Origin of the sequence: Nocardioides sp. W7, assembly GCF_022919075.1 — a bacterium.
In the GTDB taxonomy this organism is placed as follows: domain Bacteria; phylum Actinomycetota; class Actinomycetes; order Propionibacteriales; family Nocardioidaceae; genus Nocardioides.
On the sequence record NZ_CP095078.1, the window covers coordinates 901,990 to 918,942 of the forward strand.

Below are 16,953 nucleotides of genomic sequence, written 5' to 3' on the forward strand. Positions count from 1 at the left end.
ACCGACCAGAAAGAGCAATCGTGACCGAGACCCCCACCGACGGCGGCACGCCTCCGGGACCCGGCGGCCGGATCGAGCCCGTCGAGCTGCAGACCTCGATGCAGCGCGCCTACATCGACTACGCGATGGCGGTCATCGTCGGCCGCGCGCTCCCCGACGTACGCGACGGGCTCAAGCCGGTGCACCGCCGCGTGCTCTACGCGATGTACGACGGGGGCTACCGCCCCGACCGTGGCTTCTCGAAGTGCTCGCGCGTCGTCGGTGACGTCATGGGTCAGTACCACCCGCACGGCGACACCGCGATCTACGACACCCTGGTCCGGCTCGCGCAGCCCTGGGTGATGCGGGCGCCGCTGGTCCAGGGCCAGGGCAACTTCGGCTCGCCGGGCAACGACTCGGCCGCGGCCATGCGGTACACCGAGTGCCGGATGGCGCCGCTGGCCCTCGAGATGGTCCGGGACATCCACGAGGACACCGTGGACTTCCAGCCCAACTACGACGGCCGCTCCTCCGAGCCGGTCGTCCTGCCCGCGCGCTACCCGAACCTGCTGGTCAACGGCTCGGCCGGCATCGCGGTCGGCATGGCCACCAGCATCCCGCCGCACAACCTGCGCGAGGTCGCCGACGGCGCGAAGTGGGCCCTCGAGCACCCCGACGCGACCCGCGAGGAGCTGCAGGAAGCGCTCATCGAGCGGATCAAGGGCCCGGACTTCCCCAACGGCGCGCTGATCACCGGGCACGCCGGCATCGAGCAGGCCTACCGCACCGGTCGCGGCTCGATCACGCAGCGAGCGGTGATCGAGGTCGACGAGGACGCCAGGGGCCGCACCTGCCTGGTCATCACCGAGCTGCCGTACATGGTCAACCCGGACAACCTCGCGCTGAAGATCGCCGAGCTCGCCGACTCCGGCCGGGTGCAGGGCATCTCCGACGTCCGCGACGACACCTCCGACCGCACCGGCCAGCGCCTCGTCATCGTGCTCAAGCGCGACGCGGTCGCCCGGGTCGTCCTCAACAACCTGCTCAAGCACACCGAGCTGCAGACCAACTTCAGCGCCAACATGCTGGCGCTGGTCGACGGGGTGCCCCGCACCCTGTCGATCGACCAGTTCATCAGCAACTGGATCACCCACCAGATCGAGGTGATCCGCCGTCGTACGGAGTTCCGGCTCCGCAAGGCCGAGGAGCGCGCCCACATCCTGCGCGGCCTGGTCAAGGCGCTCGACGCCCTCGACGAGGTCATCGCGCTGATCCGCCGCTCGCCCGACGTCGCCGAGGCCCGCACCGGCCTGATGCAGCTGCTCGACATCGACGAGCTGCAGGCCACCGCGATCCTCGACATGCAGCTGCGCTCGCTGGCCGCTCTTCAGCGCCAGAAGATCATCGACGAGCTGGCCGAGATCGAGGAGTACATCGCCGACCTGCGCGACATCCTCGCGAACGTCACCCGCCAGCGCTCGATCGTCGCCGAGGAGCTCTCGGAGATCGTCGAGAAGTACGGCAACGACCGCCGCACCCAGATCATCGCCGCCGACGGCGACCTCTCGATGGAGGACCTGATCCCCGACGAGGACCTCGTCGTCTCCATCACCCGCGGCGGGTACGCCAAGCGGACCCGCGCCGACCAGTACCGCACCCAGAAGCGCGGCGGCAAGGGCGTGCGCGGCGCGACCCTGCGCGGCGACGACGTGGTCGAGCACTTCATCTCGACCACGAACCACCACTGGCTGCTGTTCTTCACCACGGCCGGCCGGGTCTACCGCACCAAGGCCTACAACCTGCCCGAGGCCTCGCGCGACGCCAAGGGCGGCCACGTCGCTGGCCTGCTGAGCTTCCAGCCCGACGAGAACATCGCCCAGGTGCTGGCGATCCGCGACTACGAGCAGGCGCCGTACCTCGTGCTGGCCACGCGGACCGGCCTGGTCAAGAAGACCCGGCTGGGCGACTACAACAGCCCGCGCCAGGCCGGCGTCATCGCCATCAACTTCCGCGAGGATGACGACGAGCTGATCGGCGCCGAGCTGGTGAGCTCCGAGGACGACATCCTGCTGGTCTCCCGCAAGGGCCAGGCGATCCGGTTCCGCGCCGACGACAGCCAGCTCCGCCCGATGGGCCGGGCCACGTCCGGCGTCACCGGCATGAAGTTCAAGAGCCCGGACGACGCGGTGCTGTCGATGTCGGTCATCCGCGCGACCCAGGTCGCGGCCGAGGAGGCCGCCGGCCTGAGCGAGCAGAGCGCCGACTCCGCCCATGTCGAGGCGACGTCGGAGCAGGTCGCCGAGGTGAAGCCGCAGTACGTCTTCACGATCACCGACGGCGGCTTCGCCAAGCGCAGCCGGATCAGCGAGTACCGCATCACCGGCCGCGGGGGACTCGGCGTCAAGGCGATGACCCTCGCCAACGAGGACCGCGGCGGCCTGGTCGGCGCGTTCATCGTCGAGGACGGGGACGAGGTCCTCTCGATCACGCAGGCCGGCCAGGTGGTTCGCAGCCCCATCAACGCGGACTTCCGACCGACCGGACGCTCGACGCAAGGTGTGAAGTTCGTGACGCCGAAGTCCAACGACGCGGTTGCGGTCGTCGCCCGTTCGGTCGAGGCCAAGGTCACCGACGAGGGTGACGACGCCGATGAGACGGACGCCGAGACCGTGGACCTCGCAGTGGACGCCGTTGTCGACGTTGCGGCGGACGAGTCGTCGGATGCGGACGTGAGTGCAACAATCGATTCGACCGATACGACCGAGCAGCCCGGGGATGAGGACGCATGACGGAACGCTCCGCCGAACGCACCGCGTCACGATCTGCCCAGGACGACGGCCGCGCCCGCACCAGCGACGAGACCGCCGTGCGGCCGCCGTTGAGGGAACGGGTCCAGGCCAAGCTCGGCAGCGCGGCCGACGAGCACAAGGCGAACGCGACTCCCGGGTCGACCCGGGCCGCCAAGCCGGCCGGCGACCGCCCGCCGCGGCGCGCCCGGCTCCGGCTGACCCGGATCGACCCCTGGTCGGTGATGAAGACGTCGTTCCTGCTCTCGATCGCCTTCGGCATCGTCACCATCGTCTCGGTGCTGATGGTCTGGAGCGTGCTGGACGCCGCGGGCGTCTGGGAGTCGATCAACAAGTCGGTCCGCGACATCCTCGGCGGCGACACTGCCCAGGACTTCAACGTCGAGGACTACGTCGGGACCTCCCGGGTGGTCGGTTTCACGATGCTCATCGCCGTCGTCGACGTCGTCCTGCTGACCGCGATCGCAACCCTCGGGGCGTTCCTCTACAACATGGCAGCCGCCCTGCTCGGGGGCGTCGAAGTGACCTTGGCCGAGGACAACTGACGCTCCTTCGCCCCGTTTTGTCGGGCTCCTCGAGCGTGGGGTAATGTCACCCCTCGGTCGCCCGGCGACCGCATCCGGCCTGGCCGGAAGCGGGCCTATAGCTCAGACGGTTAGAGCGCTTCCCTGATAAGGAAGAGGTCACAGGTTCAAGTCCTGTTAGGCCCACTCACACGGGGGCTCCGGCCCCCGTGGATCCCACGGGGGCTTCGCCCCCAGACCCCACCAGGAGTCGCCTTGAAGAAGCTGGTCCTGATCGCGATCGCCGCCGCCGGCGCGGTCCTCGCGAAGAAGAAGATCGACGAGGGCAAGGCCGAGCAGGCACTCTGGGCCGAGGCCACCGACGCGGTCACCCGGAAGGGCTGACCTTCCACCGGGGGCCTTGGCGCAATTGGTAGCGCACCTGCTTTGCAAGCAGGGGGTTAGGGGTTCGAGTCCCCTAGGCTCCACCACGAGAAGCCGCAGCTCACCTGCGGCTTCTTCTGACTTCGGCGTCCGCACGGTGGCCGCCGTGGTGCAGAGCGGCAGATGGCATCGAGTCCCGGTGCTAGCGGGTGCTCGCCGTCCGGACGAACGATCGGACCTCGCGGTTGAAGGCCCCAGCGGCCTCCACGTTGCTCAGGTGCCCGACTCCCGGGAGTACGACGAGCTGCGATCCGGGGATCTGTTCGTGCAGCTCCCGACCGATCGAGAGCGGTGCTCGAGAGTCGAGGTCACCGTGGAGCACCAGGGTCGGGACGTCGATGGTGGGCAGGACGTCGCGAAGGTCTGACTCCGCCATGGCTCGAAGCATCGTCAGACTGGGTCCGGGGCGGATGTCGGACATCAGGGCGAGCATCCGCCCGACCATCTCCTCGGGCGCCGACTCGGTGAGCATCCCGGTGAGGTACGTGGCCAGCCAGTCCGCGGGCGGGTGGGTGAGGTCCTCGCCGATCCGCTGCAGGCGCCGCTGCACCTCATCGGCCGGCAGCGAGCCCGCCCAACCGGCGTACGCCCCGGTCAGGATCAGACTGCCCGGGAGGGTGGGGTGCCGGCCGAAGAGCGCGAGTGCGAGCGCGCCGCCGAACGAGATGCCGAGCACGTGGGGGCGGTGCAGCCCGAGAGCGGTCAGGAACTCCACGAGGCAGTCGGCGTAGTCGGCCATCCGGAACGACGCCGGGGGGTCGTCCGAGCCTCCGCATCCGGGAGCGTCCCAGGCGACGAGGGTGAACTCGTCGGTGAGGTCGTCGAACTGCGGCTGCCACGCCCGGCTGTCGAAGCCGAAGCCGCCGTGGAGGAGCACCAGAGCGGCACCCGATCCGGCACGCTGGTGGGTGATCCTCAGGCCGCCGCCCGGTGTCACCAGGTCCATCTCACCACGGTCGCACAGGGCGACGACCCGGGGAAGATCATCGTCAGGCAGCGGCTGGGTGGGAGACCTCGCGCAGGGGCGCGTAGGCAGCCCGATAGTTCCTGGGACCGAGGACGGGTGCACTCGCGTCACGCAGCCAGGCGGGCAGCGCGGCAAGTCGCGACATCTTGTCGGTGGCCGACCGGACGTGCTCGACCCGGGGGCGCCGGAGCCGTTCGAACTCAGGCCCCACCCCGCTCCAGTGCTCGACGGGGGTGCGGGCCAGCAGGTCACCGAGGACCAGGGCGTCCTCGAGGGCCATCGCCACACCCTGCGCCCACACCGGGCCGGTGGCGTGCGCGGCGTCGCCGACGAGCACGAGCCGCCCGTGGTGCCAGTGGTCGAGGTGCACCTCGTCGACCGGGGCATGGTGGAGCTCACCAGCCTGGAGCGCCTGGGCGACGGCCGCGGTCACCGGCTCGGGGAACCCCTCGGCCGCCTGCGCCAACCAGGAGCGGTCGGATCCGGTGCTCCCACCGCGGGTGCGGGCGGCGTACCCGTAGACGAGGCCCGCCCCGACCGGGATCAGCAGGAAGGTCTCGTCCCGACCGGCCCAGGCGGTCCAGCAGTCCACCCCAGGATCGGCAGCGACGAAGCGCCAGCTCGACCCGGTCATCGACGACGGGCGCAGGGCGTCGGTGTCGACGGCCTCCCGCATCGCCGAGTTGACGCCGTCGGCGCCGATCACGAAGTCGAAGTGGCGCGGCGACGGTGCACCCTCCACGTCGACGTCGACACCGGTGGGCGTGGGTCGGGCAGCCACGGCCCGGGCGCGCTCCAGCTCGGCCGCCCCGGGCAGTGGGAGGGCGTCGAGCAGGGCGCCATGGCGCACGCAGACCGGGCGCCCGACGTCGTGCCAGAAGCGATCGTCGTCCACGGCGAACAGCAACCGCCCGCGACGGTTGCGGTACTCCCGTCGTCGCACGGGTACGCCGCCGGCCAGCGCCCGGTCGGGCACGCCCAGCTCGGCCAGGGCTCGCACCGCGTTGCCCGGCAGGTTGACGCCCATCCCACGCCCGACGGACTCGCGCCGCTCGATGACGGTGCACCCCCTCCCGTGCCGCGCCAGGACCCGGGCGACGGCCCGTCCCGCGATCCCGCTGCCGACGACGAGGACGGAACCGGTCATCGGAGGTCGCCCTTGCGACCCCAGCCGATGTTGAGCGGGGACGTGAGTACGGCGACCCCGGAGCCCTCGGCGCGCTCGCGGACCACCGACTCCACGACGGCCCGCATCGTCGCCCGATCGGCCTCGCTGACGCCGACGTCGTCCAGGATGATCGCCGTGATCGGGTTGCTGAAGAGCATCCAGTCCCAGAGCTCCTGACCGGTGGCCAGCTCCAGTCGCTCCTGTTGCGTGGTGTCCACCTGCACGTCCCGCAGACCGGCGGCGACCAGGCGCTCGCGCAGCACGTCGGGGTCGGAGACCTGGAATTCCAGCGGCGGCGGATCCGGTAGGCCCTCGAACCCGGGGGCGACGGCCTGCAGGGCACGGATGAAGACCTGCAACACCTCGAACTCCGCGGGCGGGCCGTAGGCGACGAGCAGGACCCGACCCCCGGGCCTGGTCACCCGCACCATCTCGCGCAGGGCCAGTGCCTGGTCCGGGACGAGCATCACCCCGAACTGGGACCCGGTCACGTCGAACCGATCGTCCTCCAGATCGAGGGCGTGGGCGTCCATCACGGCAGCCGACGCCTCGCTCAGGCCCTCCGAGCGCGCTCGCGACTCGAACTGGGTCACCATCTGCGGCGCCCAGTCGGTCGCCAGCACCGTGGCACCCAGACGTGCGGCGGCCAGTCCCAGACCACCCGGTCCCGCGGCGACGTCGAGGAACCTCTCGCCGGGGCTCAGCCCCACCAGGCGGAGAGCCGCGGCCGAGAGCGACTGCTCGCCCGGCGCGACGTGCTCGGCGTACCCGGTCGCGATCGCGTCCCAGGCCTCCTGGGGCGCGAAGTCGGCGTGCTCAGCGGGGGATGTCTCGTGGTCGATGGTCATCTTCTCTGTCCTCTCGGGGAAGGCGGTTGCAGCCGACGCTAGGAAGCGGACCCGCGAGTGCGCATCGGAAGGAACACCCATTCGGGTCGGACCCGCGATGGGTGGTCCGGCCGACGCGTCGCCGCGGTCCCGGTTCCTAGCGTGGTGCTCCGACCCGTCGCCAGGAGGAGCCATGGAACACGTCGAGACCGTCATCGTCGGCGCCGGACAGGCCGGTCTGGCGACAGCGCAGCGCCTGCGCAGGCGCGGCCGGGACTGCGTGGTTCTCGACCACCACCGGCGGGTCGGCGACAACTGGCGCCAGCAGTGGGACAGCCTGCGGCTCTACTCGCCGGCGAGGTTCGACGGGCTGCCGGGCCTGCGGTTCCCCGCGGATCCGTGGTCGTTCCCGACCAAGGACGACGTGGCGGACTACCTCGAGGCGTACGCCGCCCGGTGGGACCTGCCGGTCCGGCTCGGCGTTCGCGTCGAGGGCCTCGCCCCGGCCGCCGGCCACGGCTTCGTCGTCACGGCGGACGCCGGGCCCGTCCACTGCGACCACGTGGTGGTCGCGACCGGCACCTTCGGGCGGACGCCCGTGATCCCCGACTACGCCGCGGAGCTGGACGAGTCGGTCCTTCAGCTGCACTCCAGTGAGTACCGGCGAGCCGGGCAGCTCCGGGACGGGCCGGTGCTGGTGGTCGGAGCCTCGCACTCCGGCACGGACATCGCCTACGAGCTGGCGCTCACGCAGCCGACCACCCTCGTCGGCCGGGACTGCGGTGAGATCCCGATCCGCCTGGAGTCACCACTGATCCCCGTCGTCTTCCCCGTGCTGGTGTTCGCGTGGCGCCACGTCCTGACGCGTCGTACGCCGATGGGCCGCAAGGAGATGTCCGCGATCCGCTTCCACGGCGGGCCGCAGTTGAGGGTCAAGCGGGCCGACCTCGACGAGCGCGGGGTGGTCCGGCACGAGGCCCGGGTGGTCGGGGTGCGCGACGGGCTCCCGCTGCTGGCCGACGGAACGGTCGTGGCCGCCACCAACGTGATCTGGGCGACCGGCTTCCGGCAGGCGTTCGACTGGATCGACCTGCCGATCCTCGGCGCCGACGGGTGGCCCCGCGAGCATCGGGGGGTGGCCGACGACGTGCCCGGGCTGTACTTCTGCGGCCTCTCCTTCCAGTACGCGTTCTCCTCGATGCTGCTGGCCGGCGCCGGTCGGGACGCCGAGCACGTCGCACGACACATCGCCGGAAGCACGCCCCGACGTGACCACCACGCAGCCTGACTCGCCCGCCGGGCCGGACCCCGCTCCGGGAGTATCGTCCGACGAGGAGGTGCCTCTCGTGGGCGTGATCGACGACCTGGTGCAGGCTCGTACCGACTACGAGCGGGGCGACTGGACGGCCGCTCTCGACCTCTGGTCCGACCTCCAGCCCGACCAGATGAGCGCCGACGACCTGCGCGACGCCGCGCTGGCGGCGTACCTGCTCGGGCGTCGCGAGGCCTCTGTGGACTTCCACCAGCGAGCGTTCTCGCTGTACCAGCAGGCTGGATCTGGCGCTGGGGCGCTGTCCTGCTGCTTCCACCTCGCGATGATCTTCGGCTCGGGCGGTGAGCACGCCCTGGAGAGCGGTTGGACGACTCGTGCCGAGCGACTCCTCGACGACCTGGACGACAACGCGGTCGAGCACGGGTACGTCGCGCTCCTGCACCTGTACCGCCACCTCGGAACGGGCAACCTGCCGGCCGCCACCGAGGCCGCTCTGGCGGTCGTCGTCGTGGGGAGGCGGCACCGGGATCCCGATCTGCTCGCCCTCGGCCTGAGCTGCCAGGGCAGGCTCGCGATCTACTCCGGCCACCTCGCGGACGGGTTGGCGCTCCTCGACGAGGCGATGGCCGGCGCCGCGGCCCACGAGCTGACGCCGGTGATCTTCGGACACGTCTACTGCGCCGCCATCGAGGGCTGCCAGGAGATCGCCGACTTCGGCAGGGTGGCCGAGTGGACCTCGGCCCTGCACCGCTGGTGTCTCGCCCAGCCCGGCCTGGTGGCGTTCACCGGTCAGTGCTCGGTGCATCGCGGTCAGCTGATGCGGGTGCACGGTGCGTGGCCGGAGGCGCTGGACGAGTTCGCGAGCGCGATCGAGCGCTACCGCCTGGCCGACGCGGTGGCCGCGATGGGTCTCGCGGAGTGCGAGCGGGGCGACGTGCTGCGCCAGCGCGGCGAGTACGACGCGGCCGAGGCGGCGTACCAGCGATCGAGCGAGCACGGCTACGACCCGCAGCCCGGTCTGGCGCTGCTGTGGCTCGCGCGCGGGGCGAACGACGCCGCCCTCGCCGCCGTACGCCGACTGGTGGCGGAGGTTGTGGACCCGGTCGCCCAGTGCCGACTGCTGCCGTCGGCGGTCGACGTCCTGGTGAGCGCCGGCGCCCTGGAGGAGGCCCGCGCGGTCGCTGCCCGACTCGACGAGGTGGCCGCACACGTCGGCACCGAGGCGTTGCAGGCGTGTGCGGCCTTCGCCTCGGGCACGCTGGAGCTCGCGGTCGGTGACGCCGCCGGCGCGCTGCCCTACCTGCGCAAGGCCCGTCAGCTGTGGACCCACGCGCAGAGCCCCTACGAGATCGCGCGGGTACGACTCGTGACGGGACGCGCCCTGAGCGCCGTCGGCGATGCCGAGTCGGCCCGACAGGAGCTGGAGATCGCGCGCGCCACGTTCCGCGAGCTGGGCGCGACGCCGGCCGCGGCGGAGGTCGAGCGCCTGCTGCGACCGGCCGCACACCCGGCCGGGCTGACCGACCGAGAGGTCGAGGTGCTGAGCCTGGTCGCGTCGGGCCGGAGCAACACCCAGATCGCAGCGGTCCTGGTGCTGAGCGAGAAGACGGTGGCTCGCCACCTCTCGAACATCTTCGTCAAGCTGGAGGTCGGGTCGCGCACGGCCGCGGCGGCGTACGCCTTCGAGCACCACCTCGTCTGAGATCCCTGCGACTGCGCGCCGCGCCTGCGACCCCAGCGATGAGATAGGTCGGAGGGCACTCGAATGTAGTCATTTCGACCCGCCGGAGAAAGAGATGTCTTAGCCTGCTCGGAGCAGGGGTGTCGATGGGACGGCCCCTCGTCACGAAGGAACTTGTCTGTGCGTCTGAGCCTCCGCCGCAGTCTCATGTCTCTGGGGGCGGCCGCCGCCCTCGTCCTTTCCGGGCTTGCCATGGCCCCCGTCCAGGCCGCGTCCGGCGAGGGCGAGCTGACCCTCACCATGGTCGACCCGTCCGGAGCGAAGCTGAGCGCCGTGTACTACGCGGTTCCGGTGGGATCGATCAGCCTCGGCGGATCTGGCCTCGAGTACTTCGGGGATGCGGACACCGAGACTGTTCCGTCGGCCCGGTACGGCATCGTCGCGATGTCCCCCTGGGGCGGCCTGCTCTGTGCCGGTGTCACCCCGTGCGACGCCAGCATCCTGTTCGGGGGTGCCGAGATCTCGGTCGCCGGCGTCGTCGACGTCCCCGAGGAGGGCACCGCGAGCTACACGTTCCAGGCGCCGACCCCGGGAGTCGTCGTCGGCAGTCCGAAGGCGGGCGCCACCCTGGCCGTCGACTTCTCCGAACCGATGGACCGTCTCTACGACCTCTTCGGCGGCCTCTACGGCAACACGCAGTGGCTGCGCGACGGCGTGGTGATCCCGGGTGCGACCGGCACGTCGTACTCCATCCGCATCGCCGACGTCGGTCACACCATCCAGCCGCGGATCTCCTCGTCGGGCCTGCTGTTCGGGGAGATCTTCGGTAGCGCGGGCTCGTTCGCCGAGAAGAAGACGCTCACGGGGAAGAAGATCGAGAAGGTCCGGACGAAGGCCAACGTGACCACCTTCCGCCGGGTGGTTCCCGCGGGTCTCGCGAAGAGTGCGTGGGTCGACGTGGTCTCCGCGCAGGGCAATATCTCCGGCAAGGTGACCGTCCAGGTCGGCAAGTGGAAGAAGACCAAGCGGCTCTGGAACGGCAACACCCGGGTCCTGCTGCCCAAGCTGAAGCGCGGCAGGTACGCCGTGAAGGTGAGCTACCCCGGGACCGACGTCTACGCGCCTTCGAAGGACAGGATCGTCATCCGCGTCAAGTAGTCCTGAAGCACCGAGAACGAACGGTCGGGGCACGCCACCTATTCTGGGAGGCGTGCCCCGACTGCTTCAGCCACGTCTGCTGGGCGCGCATCTCCTGGCGCTCGTGCTGGTGGCGACGGCCGGTCTGCTGGGCTACTGGCAGTACGACTCCTGGCAGGAGCGCCGGGCCGCGGAGGCCGCGGACCTGAGCGACCTCGAGCCCGAGCCGCTGGTCGACGTACTCGGCCCGGACGACCCGTTCCCGGCCGACAAGGTCGGCCAACCGGTCGAGGTCGGCGGCACCTGGGTGCCCACGGGCACGGTCTACGTCTCCGGTCGTGAGCACGACGGCCAGGACGGCTACTGGGCCGTCACCCCGATGGCCGTCGGCGACAGCGACGCACCCGCGCTGCCGATCGTGCGCGGCTGGGTCGCCGATCCCGAGGCGGCGCCGGCGCCACCGACCGGCCCGGTCGAGCTGGTGGCGTGGCTGCAGCCGACCCAGGGCACCAACGAGGCCGACTCCGACCGCAGCGACGACATCCTCCCGCAGGTCCGCACCGCCGACCTGATCCAGCACGTCGACCAGGACCTGTACGGCGCGTACGCCGTCGCCATCGAGCCGCTGGACGGCCTCGAACCCGCGACCCTCGAGCAGCTGCCCGACGCCGGGACGTTCACCGCGCTGAAGAACTTCCTCTACGCGATCGAGTGGTGGATCTTCGGAGCCTTCGCCGCCTTCATCTGGTGGCGCTGGGTGCGCGACCTCACGCTCCAGGAGGACGAGGCGGAGGACGCCGATCCCCACCCGGTACCGTCGGAGCCGTGAACCGCAACCTGACCGCCTACCGCGTGATGGCCACGATCGTCGGCGTGCTGCTGGTCGTCCTGATCCTCGTCGGCGTGCCGTTGAAGTACCTCGCCGGCGATGGCACCGACCTCCAGGAGATCGGGGCGTGGATCACCACCAACCTCGGCGTCCTGCACGGCTGGCTCTACATGATCTTCCTGTTCGCGGCCTTCATGCTGGCGCGCCGCGAGGCCTGGGAGCTGCCGTACACCCTCGTCACCCTGATCTGCGGGACCGTGCCGGTGCTGAGCTTCTGGGCCGAGCACCGCGCCACCCAGCGGGTCCGCGCCGAGGCGGCGGCCGACGCCCTCGAGCCCGACCCCTCCCGCTAGCCCATGACGACCGCGTTCGTCCTCGGTGGTGGGGGCGTGCTGGGCGCGGTCGAGGTCGGCATGCTCCGCGCCCTCCTCGAGCGAGACATCGTCCCGGACCTGGTGCTCGGCACCAGCGTGGGCGCGCTCAACGGCGCGCTCGTCGCCCGGGAGCCCGCCCCGAGTGTCGTCGAGCGGCTCACCGAGCTGTGGCGCGGAGCCAACGAGTCCGGCCGCGAGGTGTACGGCGACCGGCCGCTGCGGACCGTGCGCCGCGCGGTGTCGACCGGCACCCACATCTACTCCTCGGCGCCCTTGAAGCAGCGACTCACCGAGGAGCTGGGTGAGACCACCTTCGAGGAGCTGCCCGTGCGGCTCCAGGTCTGCGCGGCCAGCATCGAGCGCGCCGCCGAGCACTGGTTCAGCACCGGCCCGGTCGTGGACGCCGTGGTCGCGAGTGCCGCCGTACCCGGCCTGCTGCCGCCGGCGAAGGTCGGCGACGAGCACTTCCTCGACGGCGGCATCGTGAACTCCGTGCCCCTCGGCCGCGCGGTCGCGCTGGGCGCCACCCGGGTCTTCGTCCTCCAGGTCGGCCGGTTCGACCGGCCGTTGACGGTGCCGCGTCGACCCTGGGAGGTTGCCCGGGTGTCCTTCGAGATCGCCCGCCGCCACCGGTTCGTCCGCGAGCTCGACGAGCTGCCGCCGGGGGTCGAGGCGCACGTACTGCCCGCGCGCGGCACCTCCACGCGCGACGACACGTTCTTCGGCAGCAAGGACTTCAAGACCGTCCAGCTCCGCATCGACGCGACGTACGACGCCTGCGTGACGTACCTGGACGAGCTGGCCTGACGCCGTGCTGACCTGGGCGGTGCGCCGATTCGTGGTGGCGCCGGCCGTGGTCGGGCTGACCGTCCTGGTCTGGTTCTCCCTCCCCCTCTGGCTGGTGGCCGCCGCCGCGCTCTCGCCGGTGGTCCCCGGCCGCTGGCGGGTGCTGCGGCTGCTCTGGATCGTGGTCGTCTACCTGACGATCGAGACCCTGATGCTGCTGGTGATGTGGGGCGCGTGGTTCGCCTCGGGGTTCGGCCGCACGATCCGCCGGCCCTACTGGGAGGGCATCCACTACGACCTCGTGCAGGGCGTGATGTGGGTCTTCTTCCGCGAGGCGAAGCGGGTGCTGCGGCTGACGATCGAGACCGACGGGCCGTCGCCGGACGCGCACCCCGGCGTCCCGATCCTGGTCTGCAGCCGGCACGCCGGCCCCGGCGACTCGTTCACGCTCATCCACGCGCTGATGCACTGGTACGGCCGTGAGCCGCGGGTCGTCCTGAAGGACACCCTCGCCTGGGACCCGATGATCGACGTGGTGCTGAACCGGATCCCCGCCCGCTTCATCACCCCGAACCCGGCCGAGGGCCAAGACCTGCAGTCGCAGATCGCGGCCCTGGCGAGCGGGCTCGACGGGAACGACGCGTTCGTGATCTTCCCCGAGGGCGGCAACTTCACCGAGAAGCGCCGGGACCGGGCGATCGCGCGGCTGCGCCGGCTCGGCATGGAGCGGATGGCCACGCGGGCCGAGTCGATGATCCACGTGCTCGCGCCCCGGCCGGGCGGCTTCCTCGCGGCGTTGGACGCGGCGCCCGACGCGGACGTCGTGCTGGTCGCGCACACCGGGCTCGACCACCTGCTCACCGTCGGCGACGTGTGGCGCGAGCTGCCGATGGACAAGCAGATCGTGATGCGCTGGTGGCAGGTGCCGCGCGCCGAGATCCCGGAGGACCGGGACGAGCGGATCGACTGGCTCTTCGCCTGGTGGGAGCGGATCGACGCCTGGATACAGCAGAACCGGCCCGAGGAGACCTCGGGCCGGTCCTGACTGCTGTCTAGACGGTCGGGCTACTTCTTGCCCTCGTCGATCGGCACGACCTCGGCCGGGTCCTCGGGCGTGGTGACCGGGTGCGGGTCCTCGACCTGGTCGGCGATCGCCTCGTCGGGAGCCGCCCCGCCGATGTCGTCGGCGGTCACGGTGGGGGCACCCGGCGCCTTCGGCGACGTCGGGCCCGCGGGCGGCGGAGCCGGGACGTACGACGACTGCCAGCTGTCGCTCTGCTTGCTGCCCTGCAGCTTCTTCGCCGCGAAGCCTGCGGCGCCGGCGACGACGGCGATCAGGGCGACCTTCTTCAGCTTGCCGCCCTTCTTCTTGGGCGGGTCACCCTTGAGCTCGGCGACCTTGGCGTCGGCGAGCTCCTTGACGGCATTCGCCTTCTCGCCGGCGATGGTCGCGCCGGCGGCGATCAGCGGGACGGCCTTGGCGCGGGCGTCGGCCACGACGGGCGCCGCCTTCTCCCGCGCGTCCGTGGCGGCGGTCGCAGCGCGCACCCGCGCCTCGGCCAGTGCGGGTCCGGCCTTCTCGCGGGCATCGGCCAGCGCCGGACGGGCGGTGTCGTGGACGAACTCCTCCACTGCGTCGATGGCTTGCGCGACGGCCGCCTCCACCTGCGGGCGGACCGCGTCGACGTAGTCCGAGGCCTGATCGAGGAGGGACTTCTTCTTGCGGAGACGCATCGCGTCACTTCCTCTCGTTAGGTCGTTGCCATTCGATCATGTCGCGCAAGCGGCGACCAGCACGGCGCAGACCCACAGCAGCGGGGTGCTTGGGGAACGTGCGAGGATCGACGAGGCACGACGAGAGATCGTCGTTACCCTCCAGTACCCACTTCAGCACGCACTTTCACCTCGCGTCGTCACAGCAGAAGGGCAGTCATGGCTGACCAGCAGGCCATCTTGAAGACCAACAAGGGCGACATCGTCATCACCCTGTTCCCGAACCACGCTCCGGAGACGGTCGCGAACTTCGTCGGCCTGGCCACCGGCGAGAAGTCCTACGACGCCGGCAACGGCAAGACCGGACCGTTCTACGACGGTCTCGGCTTCCACCGCGTCATCGACGGCTTCATGATCCAGGGCGGCTGCCCGCTCGGCACCGGCACCGGCGGCCCGGGCTACACGTTCAAGGACGAGCCGCACCCCGAGCTCGTCTTCGACAAGCCCTACCTGCTTGCGATGGCCAACGCCGGCCCGGGCACCAACGGCTCGCAGTTCTTCATCACCGTCGGTGCGACGCCGTGGCTGAACCGCAAGCACACGATTTTCGGTGAGGTCGCCGACCAGGCCTCGCGCGACGTCGTCGACGCGATCGGGAAGGTCAAGACCGGCCCCGCGGACCGGCCCGTCGAGCCGATCGTGTTCGAGTCGGTCGAGATCGTCAACGCCTGAGCGTCACCTGACGTGACGCACTCTCCGACGCCCCAGGCCGGGGTGCCGACCTGCTATCGGCACCCCGCCCGGGAGTCGCACATCCGCTGTCAGCGCTGCAGCCGGCCGATCTGCCCGGACTGCATGCGCGACGCCGCCGTCGGCTTCCAGTGCCCCGGCTGCATCGCCGAGGGTCGCAAGACGACCCGCCAGGCGCGCGCGGCGTACGGCGGGCTGCGGCCGACCAACGCCTCGATCACCACGATCGTGCTGATGGCGATCAACCTCGGCGTCTGGGTGGTGATCCAGGGCACCGGCCGCTACACCTCGCGCCTCTACGAGCTGTTCGGGCTGACGCCCACCGGCACCTGCTCGCTCGACGCGGGCAACGGGTACTTCCCGTCCGTCGAGAGCGAGGCGATCTGTGCGCAGGTCGCCGACACGATCTGGGTCCCGGGGGTGGCGGACGGGTCGTACTGGCAGCTGCTCACCTCGGCCTTCACCCACGTCGAGCTGTGGCACATCGCGGTCAACATGCTCGCGCTGTACTTCCTCGGTCCGCAGCTGGAGCTGGTCCTCGGCCGGCTCCGGTTCCTGGCCCTCTACCTGCTCTCGGGCCTCGCGGGCTCGGTGCTGGTCTACTGGGCGGCGGACCCGCAGGGCACCACGGTCGGCGCCTCGGGCGCGATCTTCGGCCTGATGGGGGCGCTGCTCGTCATCGCCTACAAGGTCGGCGGCAACGTCCAGCAGCTCCTGATGTGGCTGGGCCTGAACGCCGTCATCACCTTCACGGTCCCCAACGTCTCCTGGCAGGGCCACCTCGGCGGGTTCCTCGGAGGCGCGCTGGTCGCCGCCGTCCTCGTCTACGCCCCGCGCGGGCCTCGCCGTACGGCCATCCAGGTCTCGGGCCTGGTCGCCTTCGCCGTGCTGCTCGCGGTCGCGGTCGTCGTCCGTACGGCCGCGCTGGCCTTCGGCGTGCGCCCGAGTTATCCCCAGCTGTGGAGAACCCTGTGCAGAACTACACGCGTGTAGTTCTCCACAGGGTTGTCCCCAGGTGTGCAAAACCGCCCGCCACCGTGGGGGTGGCGGGCGGTTCTGGGGTGGTGTGCTGGTCGCTCTGCGAGAGCTGGATGGGTCTCGACTCGCCGTCGCGGCTTCGTTCCTCAGCCGCGGGCTCGCTCGACCCTCGCTCTACCCGAGGGTGATCTCGTTCCTCGATCACCCTCGGCCGCTCGCCTCAGCCGCGGAGTCAGTTCATTCCCAACGCGTGGCGAAGGTGAAGCCGATGGCCATGAAGCCGATGCCGACGAAGAGGTTCTTCTGGCCCAGGTCGTTCATGATCGGGATGCCGCCGGTGTCGGCGTCGTTGCTGAAGACGTAGAACGTGCAGATCCAGAGCAGGCCGATGATGAAGCAGCCGAGCATGCCGACGACCACTCCGCGGCCGCGGCCGAGCGGGGTCGAGGGGTGCGCGGAGATCGCCAGCCCGAGCAGCACCGCGCCGAAGCCGATCAGGTAGTTCCAGTCGCCGAGGTCGGCCATGAACTTCGGGCTGCCCGGGTCGGGAGCGGGGATCGCCGTGGGGTCGACGCGTACGACGACGTAGTAGTACGCCATCCAGGCGATGCCCAGCACGATCAGCACCAGGGCGGCGATGAAGCGCGCCGACAGGACGGGACCGCGGGCCGGGTCGGCAAAGGTCGGGGTGGCCTTCGACTTGGACACTGATCTTGCTCCTCGGCTCGTGACGCGCC

At 70.8% G+C, this 16,953-nt stretch carries 17 protein-coding genes and 2 tRNA genes; 14 read left to right on the plus strand and 5 right to left on the minus strand.

Annotated elements, in window-relative coordinates; all coding sequences use genetic code 11:
* The first annotated feature begins 20 nt into the window (after positions 1–20).
* From gyrA to MUB56_RS04385, 5 genes are all read left to right on the plus strand, one after another.
* The gene (gene gyrA, locus MUB56_RS04365; RefSeq protein WP_244930689.1) at positions 21–2,768 is read left to right on the plus strand and encodes a DNA gyrase subunit A; all 2,748 of its coding nucleotides are present in this window, start codon (positions 21–23) and stop codon (positions 2,766–2,768) included.
* The gene (locus tag MUB56_RS04370; RefSeq protein WP_244930690.1) at positions 2,765–3,331 is read left to right on the plus strand and encodes a DUF3566 domain-containing protein; all 567 of its coding nucleotides are present in this window, start codon (positions 2,765–2,767) and stop codon (positions 3,329–3,331) included. Before gyrA ends, MUB56_RS04370 begins: the two co-directional genes overlap by 4 nt.
* 91 nt (positions 3,332–3,422) lie before the next feature.
* Positions 3,423–3,496, plus strand: a tRNA-Ile gene (locus MUB56_RS04375).
* A 69-nt stretch (positions 3,497–3,565) separates the two neighbouring features.
* Positions 3,566–3,694 carry a DLW-39 family protein gene (locus tag MUB56_RS04380; RefSeq protein WP_244930691.1) on the plus strand — a complete coding sequence of 43 codons (129 nt, stop codon included), beginning with the start codon at positions 3,566–3,568 and terminating at the stop codon, positions 3,692–3,694.
* 10 nt (positions 3,695–3,704) lie between these two features.
* Positions 3,705–3,780: transfer RNA gene (locus MUB56_RS04385), tRNA-Ala, on the plus strand.
* A 95-nt stretch (positions 3,781–3,875) separates the two neighbouring features.
* Here MUB56_RS04385 and MUB56_RS04390 read toward each other — a convergent pair.
* The 3 genes from MUB56_RS04390 to MUB56_RS04400 are packed head-to-tail and all read right to left on the minus strand — an operon-like array spanning position 3,876 to position 6,716.
* Entirely contained in the window at positions 3,876–4,679 is an 804-nt protein-coding gene (locus MUB56_RS04390) for an alpha/beta hydrolase (protein ID WP_244930692.1), read from the minus strand.
* A gap of 43 nt (positions 4,680–4,722) precedes the next feature.
* Complete coding sequence (locus MUB56_RS04395) at positions 4,723–5,847, minus strand: NAD(P)/FAD-dependent oxidoreductase (RefSeq protein ID WP_244930693.1); 1,125 nt, start codon at positions 5,845–5,847, stop codon at positions 4,723–4,725.
* The gene (locus MUB56_RS04400) at positions 5,844–6,716 is read right to left on the minus strand and encodes a methyltransferase domain-containing protein (protein ID WP_244930694.1); all 873 of its coding nucleotides are present in this window, start codon (positions 6,714–6,716) and stop codon (positions 5,844–5,846) included. Before MUB56_RS04400 ends, MUB56_RS04395 begins: the two co-directional genes overlap by 4 nt.
* Before the next feature lie 172 nt (positions 6,717–6,888).
* On the opposite strand from MUB56_RS04400, the gene MUB56_RS04405 reads away from it, so the two are divergent.
* From MUB56_RS04405 to MUB56_RS04435, 7 genes are all read left to right on the plus strand, one after another.
* Positions 6,889–7,983 (plus strand): NAD(P)-binding domain-containing protein, encoded by a 1,095-nt coding sequence (locus tag MUB56_RS04405; RefSeq protein ID WP_244930695.1) that lies wholly within the window; start codon positions 6,889–6,891, stop codon positions 7,981–7,983.
* A gap of 58 nt (positions 7,984–8,041) precedes the next feature.
* On the plus strand, positions 8,042–9,670 hold the full coding sequence (locus MUB56_RS04410; protein ID WP_244930696.1) for a helix-turn-helix transcriptional regulator: 1,629 nt from the start codon (positions 8,042–8,044) through the stop codon (positions 9,668–9,670).
* Positions 9,671–9,901: 231 nt separating this feature from the next.
* Positions 9,902–10,807: a hypothetical protein gene (locus tag MUB56_RS04415; protein ID WP_244930697.1), complete on the plus strand. Its 906-nt coding sequence runs from the start codon at positions 9,902–9,904 to the stop codon at positions 10,805–10,807.
* Between the two features lie 52 nt (positions 10,808–10,859).
* A complete protein-coding gene (locus MUB56_RS04420; RefSeq protein WP_244930698.1) occupies positions 10,860–11,615 on the plus strand; it encodes an SURF1 family protein in 756 nt (251 codons plus the stop codon).
* Complete coding sequence (locus tag MUB56_RS04425) at positions 11,612–11,968, plus strand: DUF3817 domain-containing protein (protein WP_244930699.1); 357 nt, start codon at positions 11,612–11,614, stop codon at positions 11,966–11,968. Before MUB56_RS04420 ends, MUB56_RS04425 begins: the two co-directional genes overlap by 4 nt.
* A gap of 3 nt (positions 11,969–11,971) precedes the next feature.
* Positions 11,972–12,796, plus strand: coding sequence for a patatin-like phospholipase family protein (locus tag MUB56_RS04430; protein WP_244930700.1), 825 nt, complete (start codon positions 11,972–11,974; stop codon positions 12,794–12,796).
* Between the two features lie 4 nt (positions 12,797–12,800).
* A complete protein-coding gene (locus MUB56_RS04435) occupies positions 12,801–13,820 on the plus strand; it encodes a 1-acyl-sn-glycerol-3-phosphate acyltransferase (RefSeq protein WP_244930701.1) in 1,020 nt (339 codons plus the stop codon).
* Between the two features lie 20 nt (positions 13,821–13,840).
* Here MUB56_RS04435 and MUB56_RS04440 read toward each other — a convergent pair whose 3' ends face one another.
* Positions 13,841–14,509, minus strand: coding sequence for a hypothetical protein (locus MUB56_RS04440; RefSeq protein WP_244930702.1), 669 nt, complete (start codon positions 14,507–14,509; stop codon positions 13,841–13,843).
* A gap of 198 nt (positions 14,510–14,707) precedes the next feature.
* Here MUB56_RS04440 and MUB56_RS04445 point away from each other — a divergent pair, with 198 nt between their 5' ends.
* Both MUB56_RS04445 and MUB56_RS04450 read left to right on the plus strand, forming a co-directional pair.
* Positions 14,708–15,220 (plus strand): peptidylprolyl isomerase, encoded by a 513-nt coding sequence (locus MUB56_RS04445; RefSeq protein WP_244930703.1) that lies wholly within the window; start codon positions 14,708–14,710, stop codon positions 15,218–15,220.
* A gap of 12 nt (positions 15,221–15,232) precedes the next feature.
* The gene (locus MUB56_RS04450; RefSeq protein ID WP_244930704.1) at positions 15,233–16,231 is read left to right on the plus strand and encodes a rhomboid family intramembrane serine protease; all 999 of its coding nucleotides are present in this window, start codon (positions 15,233–15,235) and stop codon (positions 16,229–16,231) included.
* 222 nt (positions 16,232–16,453) lie between these two features.
* Here MUB56_RS04450 and MUB56_RS04455 read toward each other — a convergent pair whose 3' ends face one another.
* On the minus strand, positions 16,454–16,924 hold the full coding sequence (locus tag MUB56_RS04455) for a cell division protein CrgA (protein WP_244930705.1): 471 nt from the start codon (positions 16,922–16,924) through the stop codon (positions 16,454–16,456).
* Positions 16,925–16,953: the final 29 nt, after the last annotated feature.

Bases quoted from the DNA above. Each gene is read 5' to 3' on its own strand.
- MUB56_RS04370 (WP_244930690.1), top strand. From the start codon at position 2,765: ATGACGGAACGCTCCGCCGAACGCACCGCGTCACGATCTGCCCAGGAC.
- MUB56_RS04390 (WP_244930692.1), bottom strand. From the start codon at position 4,679: ATGGACCTGGTGACACCGGGCGGCGGCCTGAGGATCACCCACCAGCGT.
- MUB56_RS04395 (WP_244930693.1), bottom strand. From the start codon at position 5,847: ATGACCGGTTCCGTCCTCGTCGTCGGCAGCGGGATCGCGGGACGGGCC.
- MUB56_RS04400 (WP_244930694.1), bottom strand. From the start codon at position 6,716: ATGACCATCGACCACGAGACATCCCCCGCTGAGCACGCCGACTTCGCG.
- MUB56_RS04405 (WP_244930695.1), top strand. From the start codon at position 6,889: ATGGAACACGTCGAGACCGTCATCGTCGGCGCCGGACAGGCCGGTCTG.
- MUB56_RS04415 (WP_244930697.1), top strand. From the start codon at position 9,902: ATGGCCCCCGTCCAGGCCGCGTCCGGCGAGGGCGAGCTGACCCTCACC.
- MUB56_RS04430 (WP_244930700.1), top strand. From the start codon at position 11,972: ATGACGACCGCGTTCGTCCTCGGTGGTGGGGGCGTGCTGGGCGCGGTC.
- MUB56_RS04440 (WP_244930702.1), bottom strand. From the start codon at position 14,509: ATGCGTCTCCGCAAGAAGAAGTCCCTCCTCGATCAGGCCTCGGACTAC.
- MUB56_RS04445 (WP_244930703.1), top strand. From the start codon at position 14,708: ATGGCTGACCAGCAGGCCATCTTGAAGACCAACAAGGGCGACATCGTC.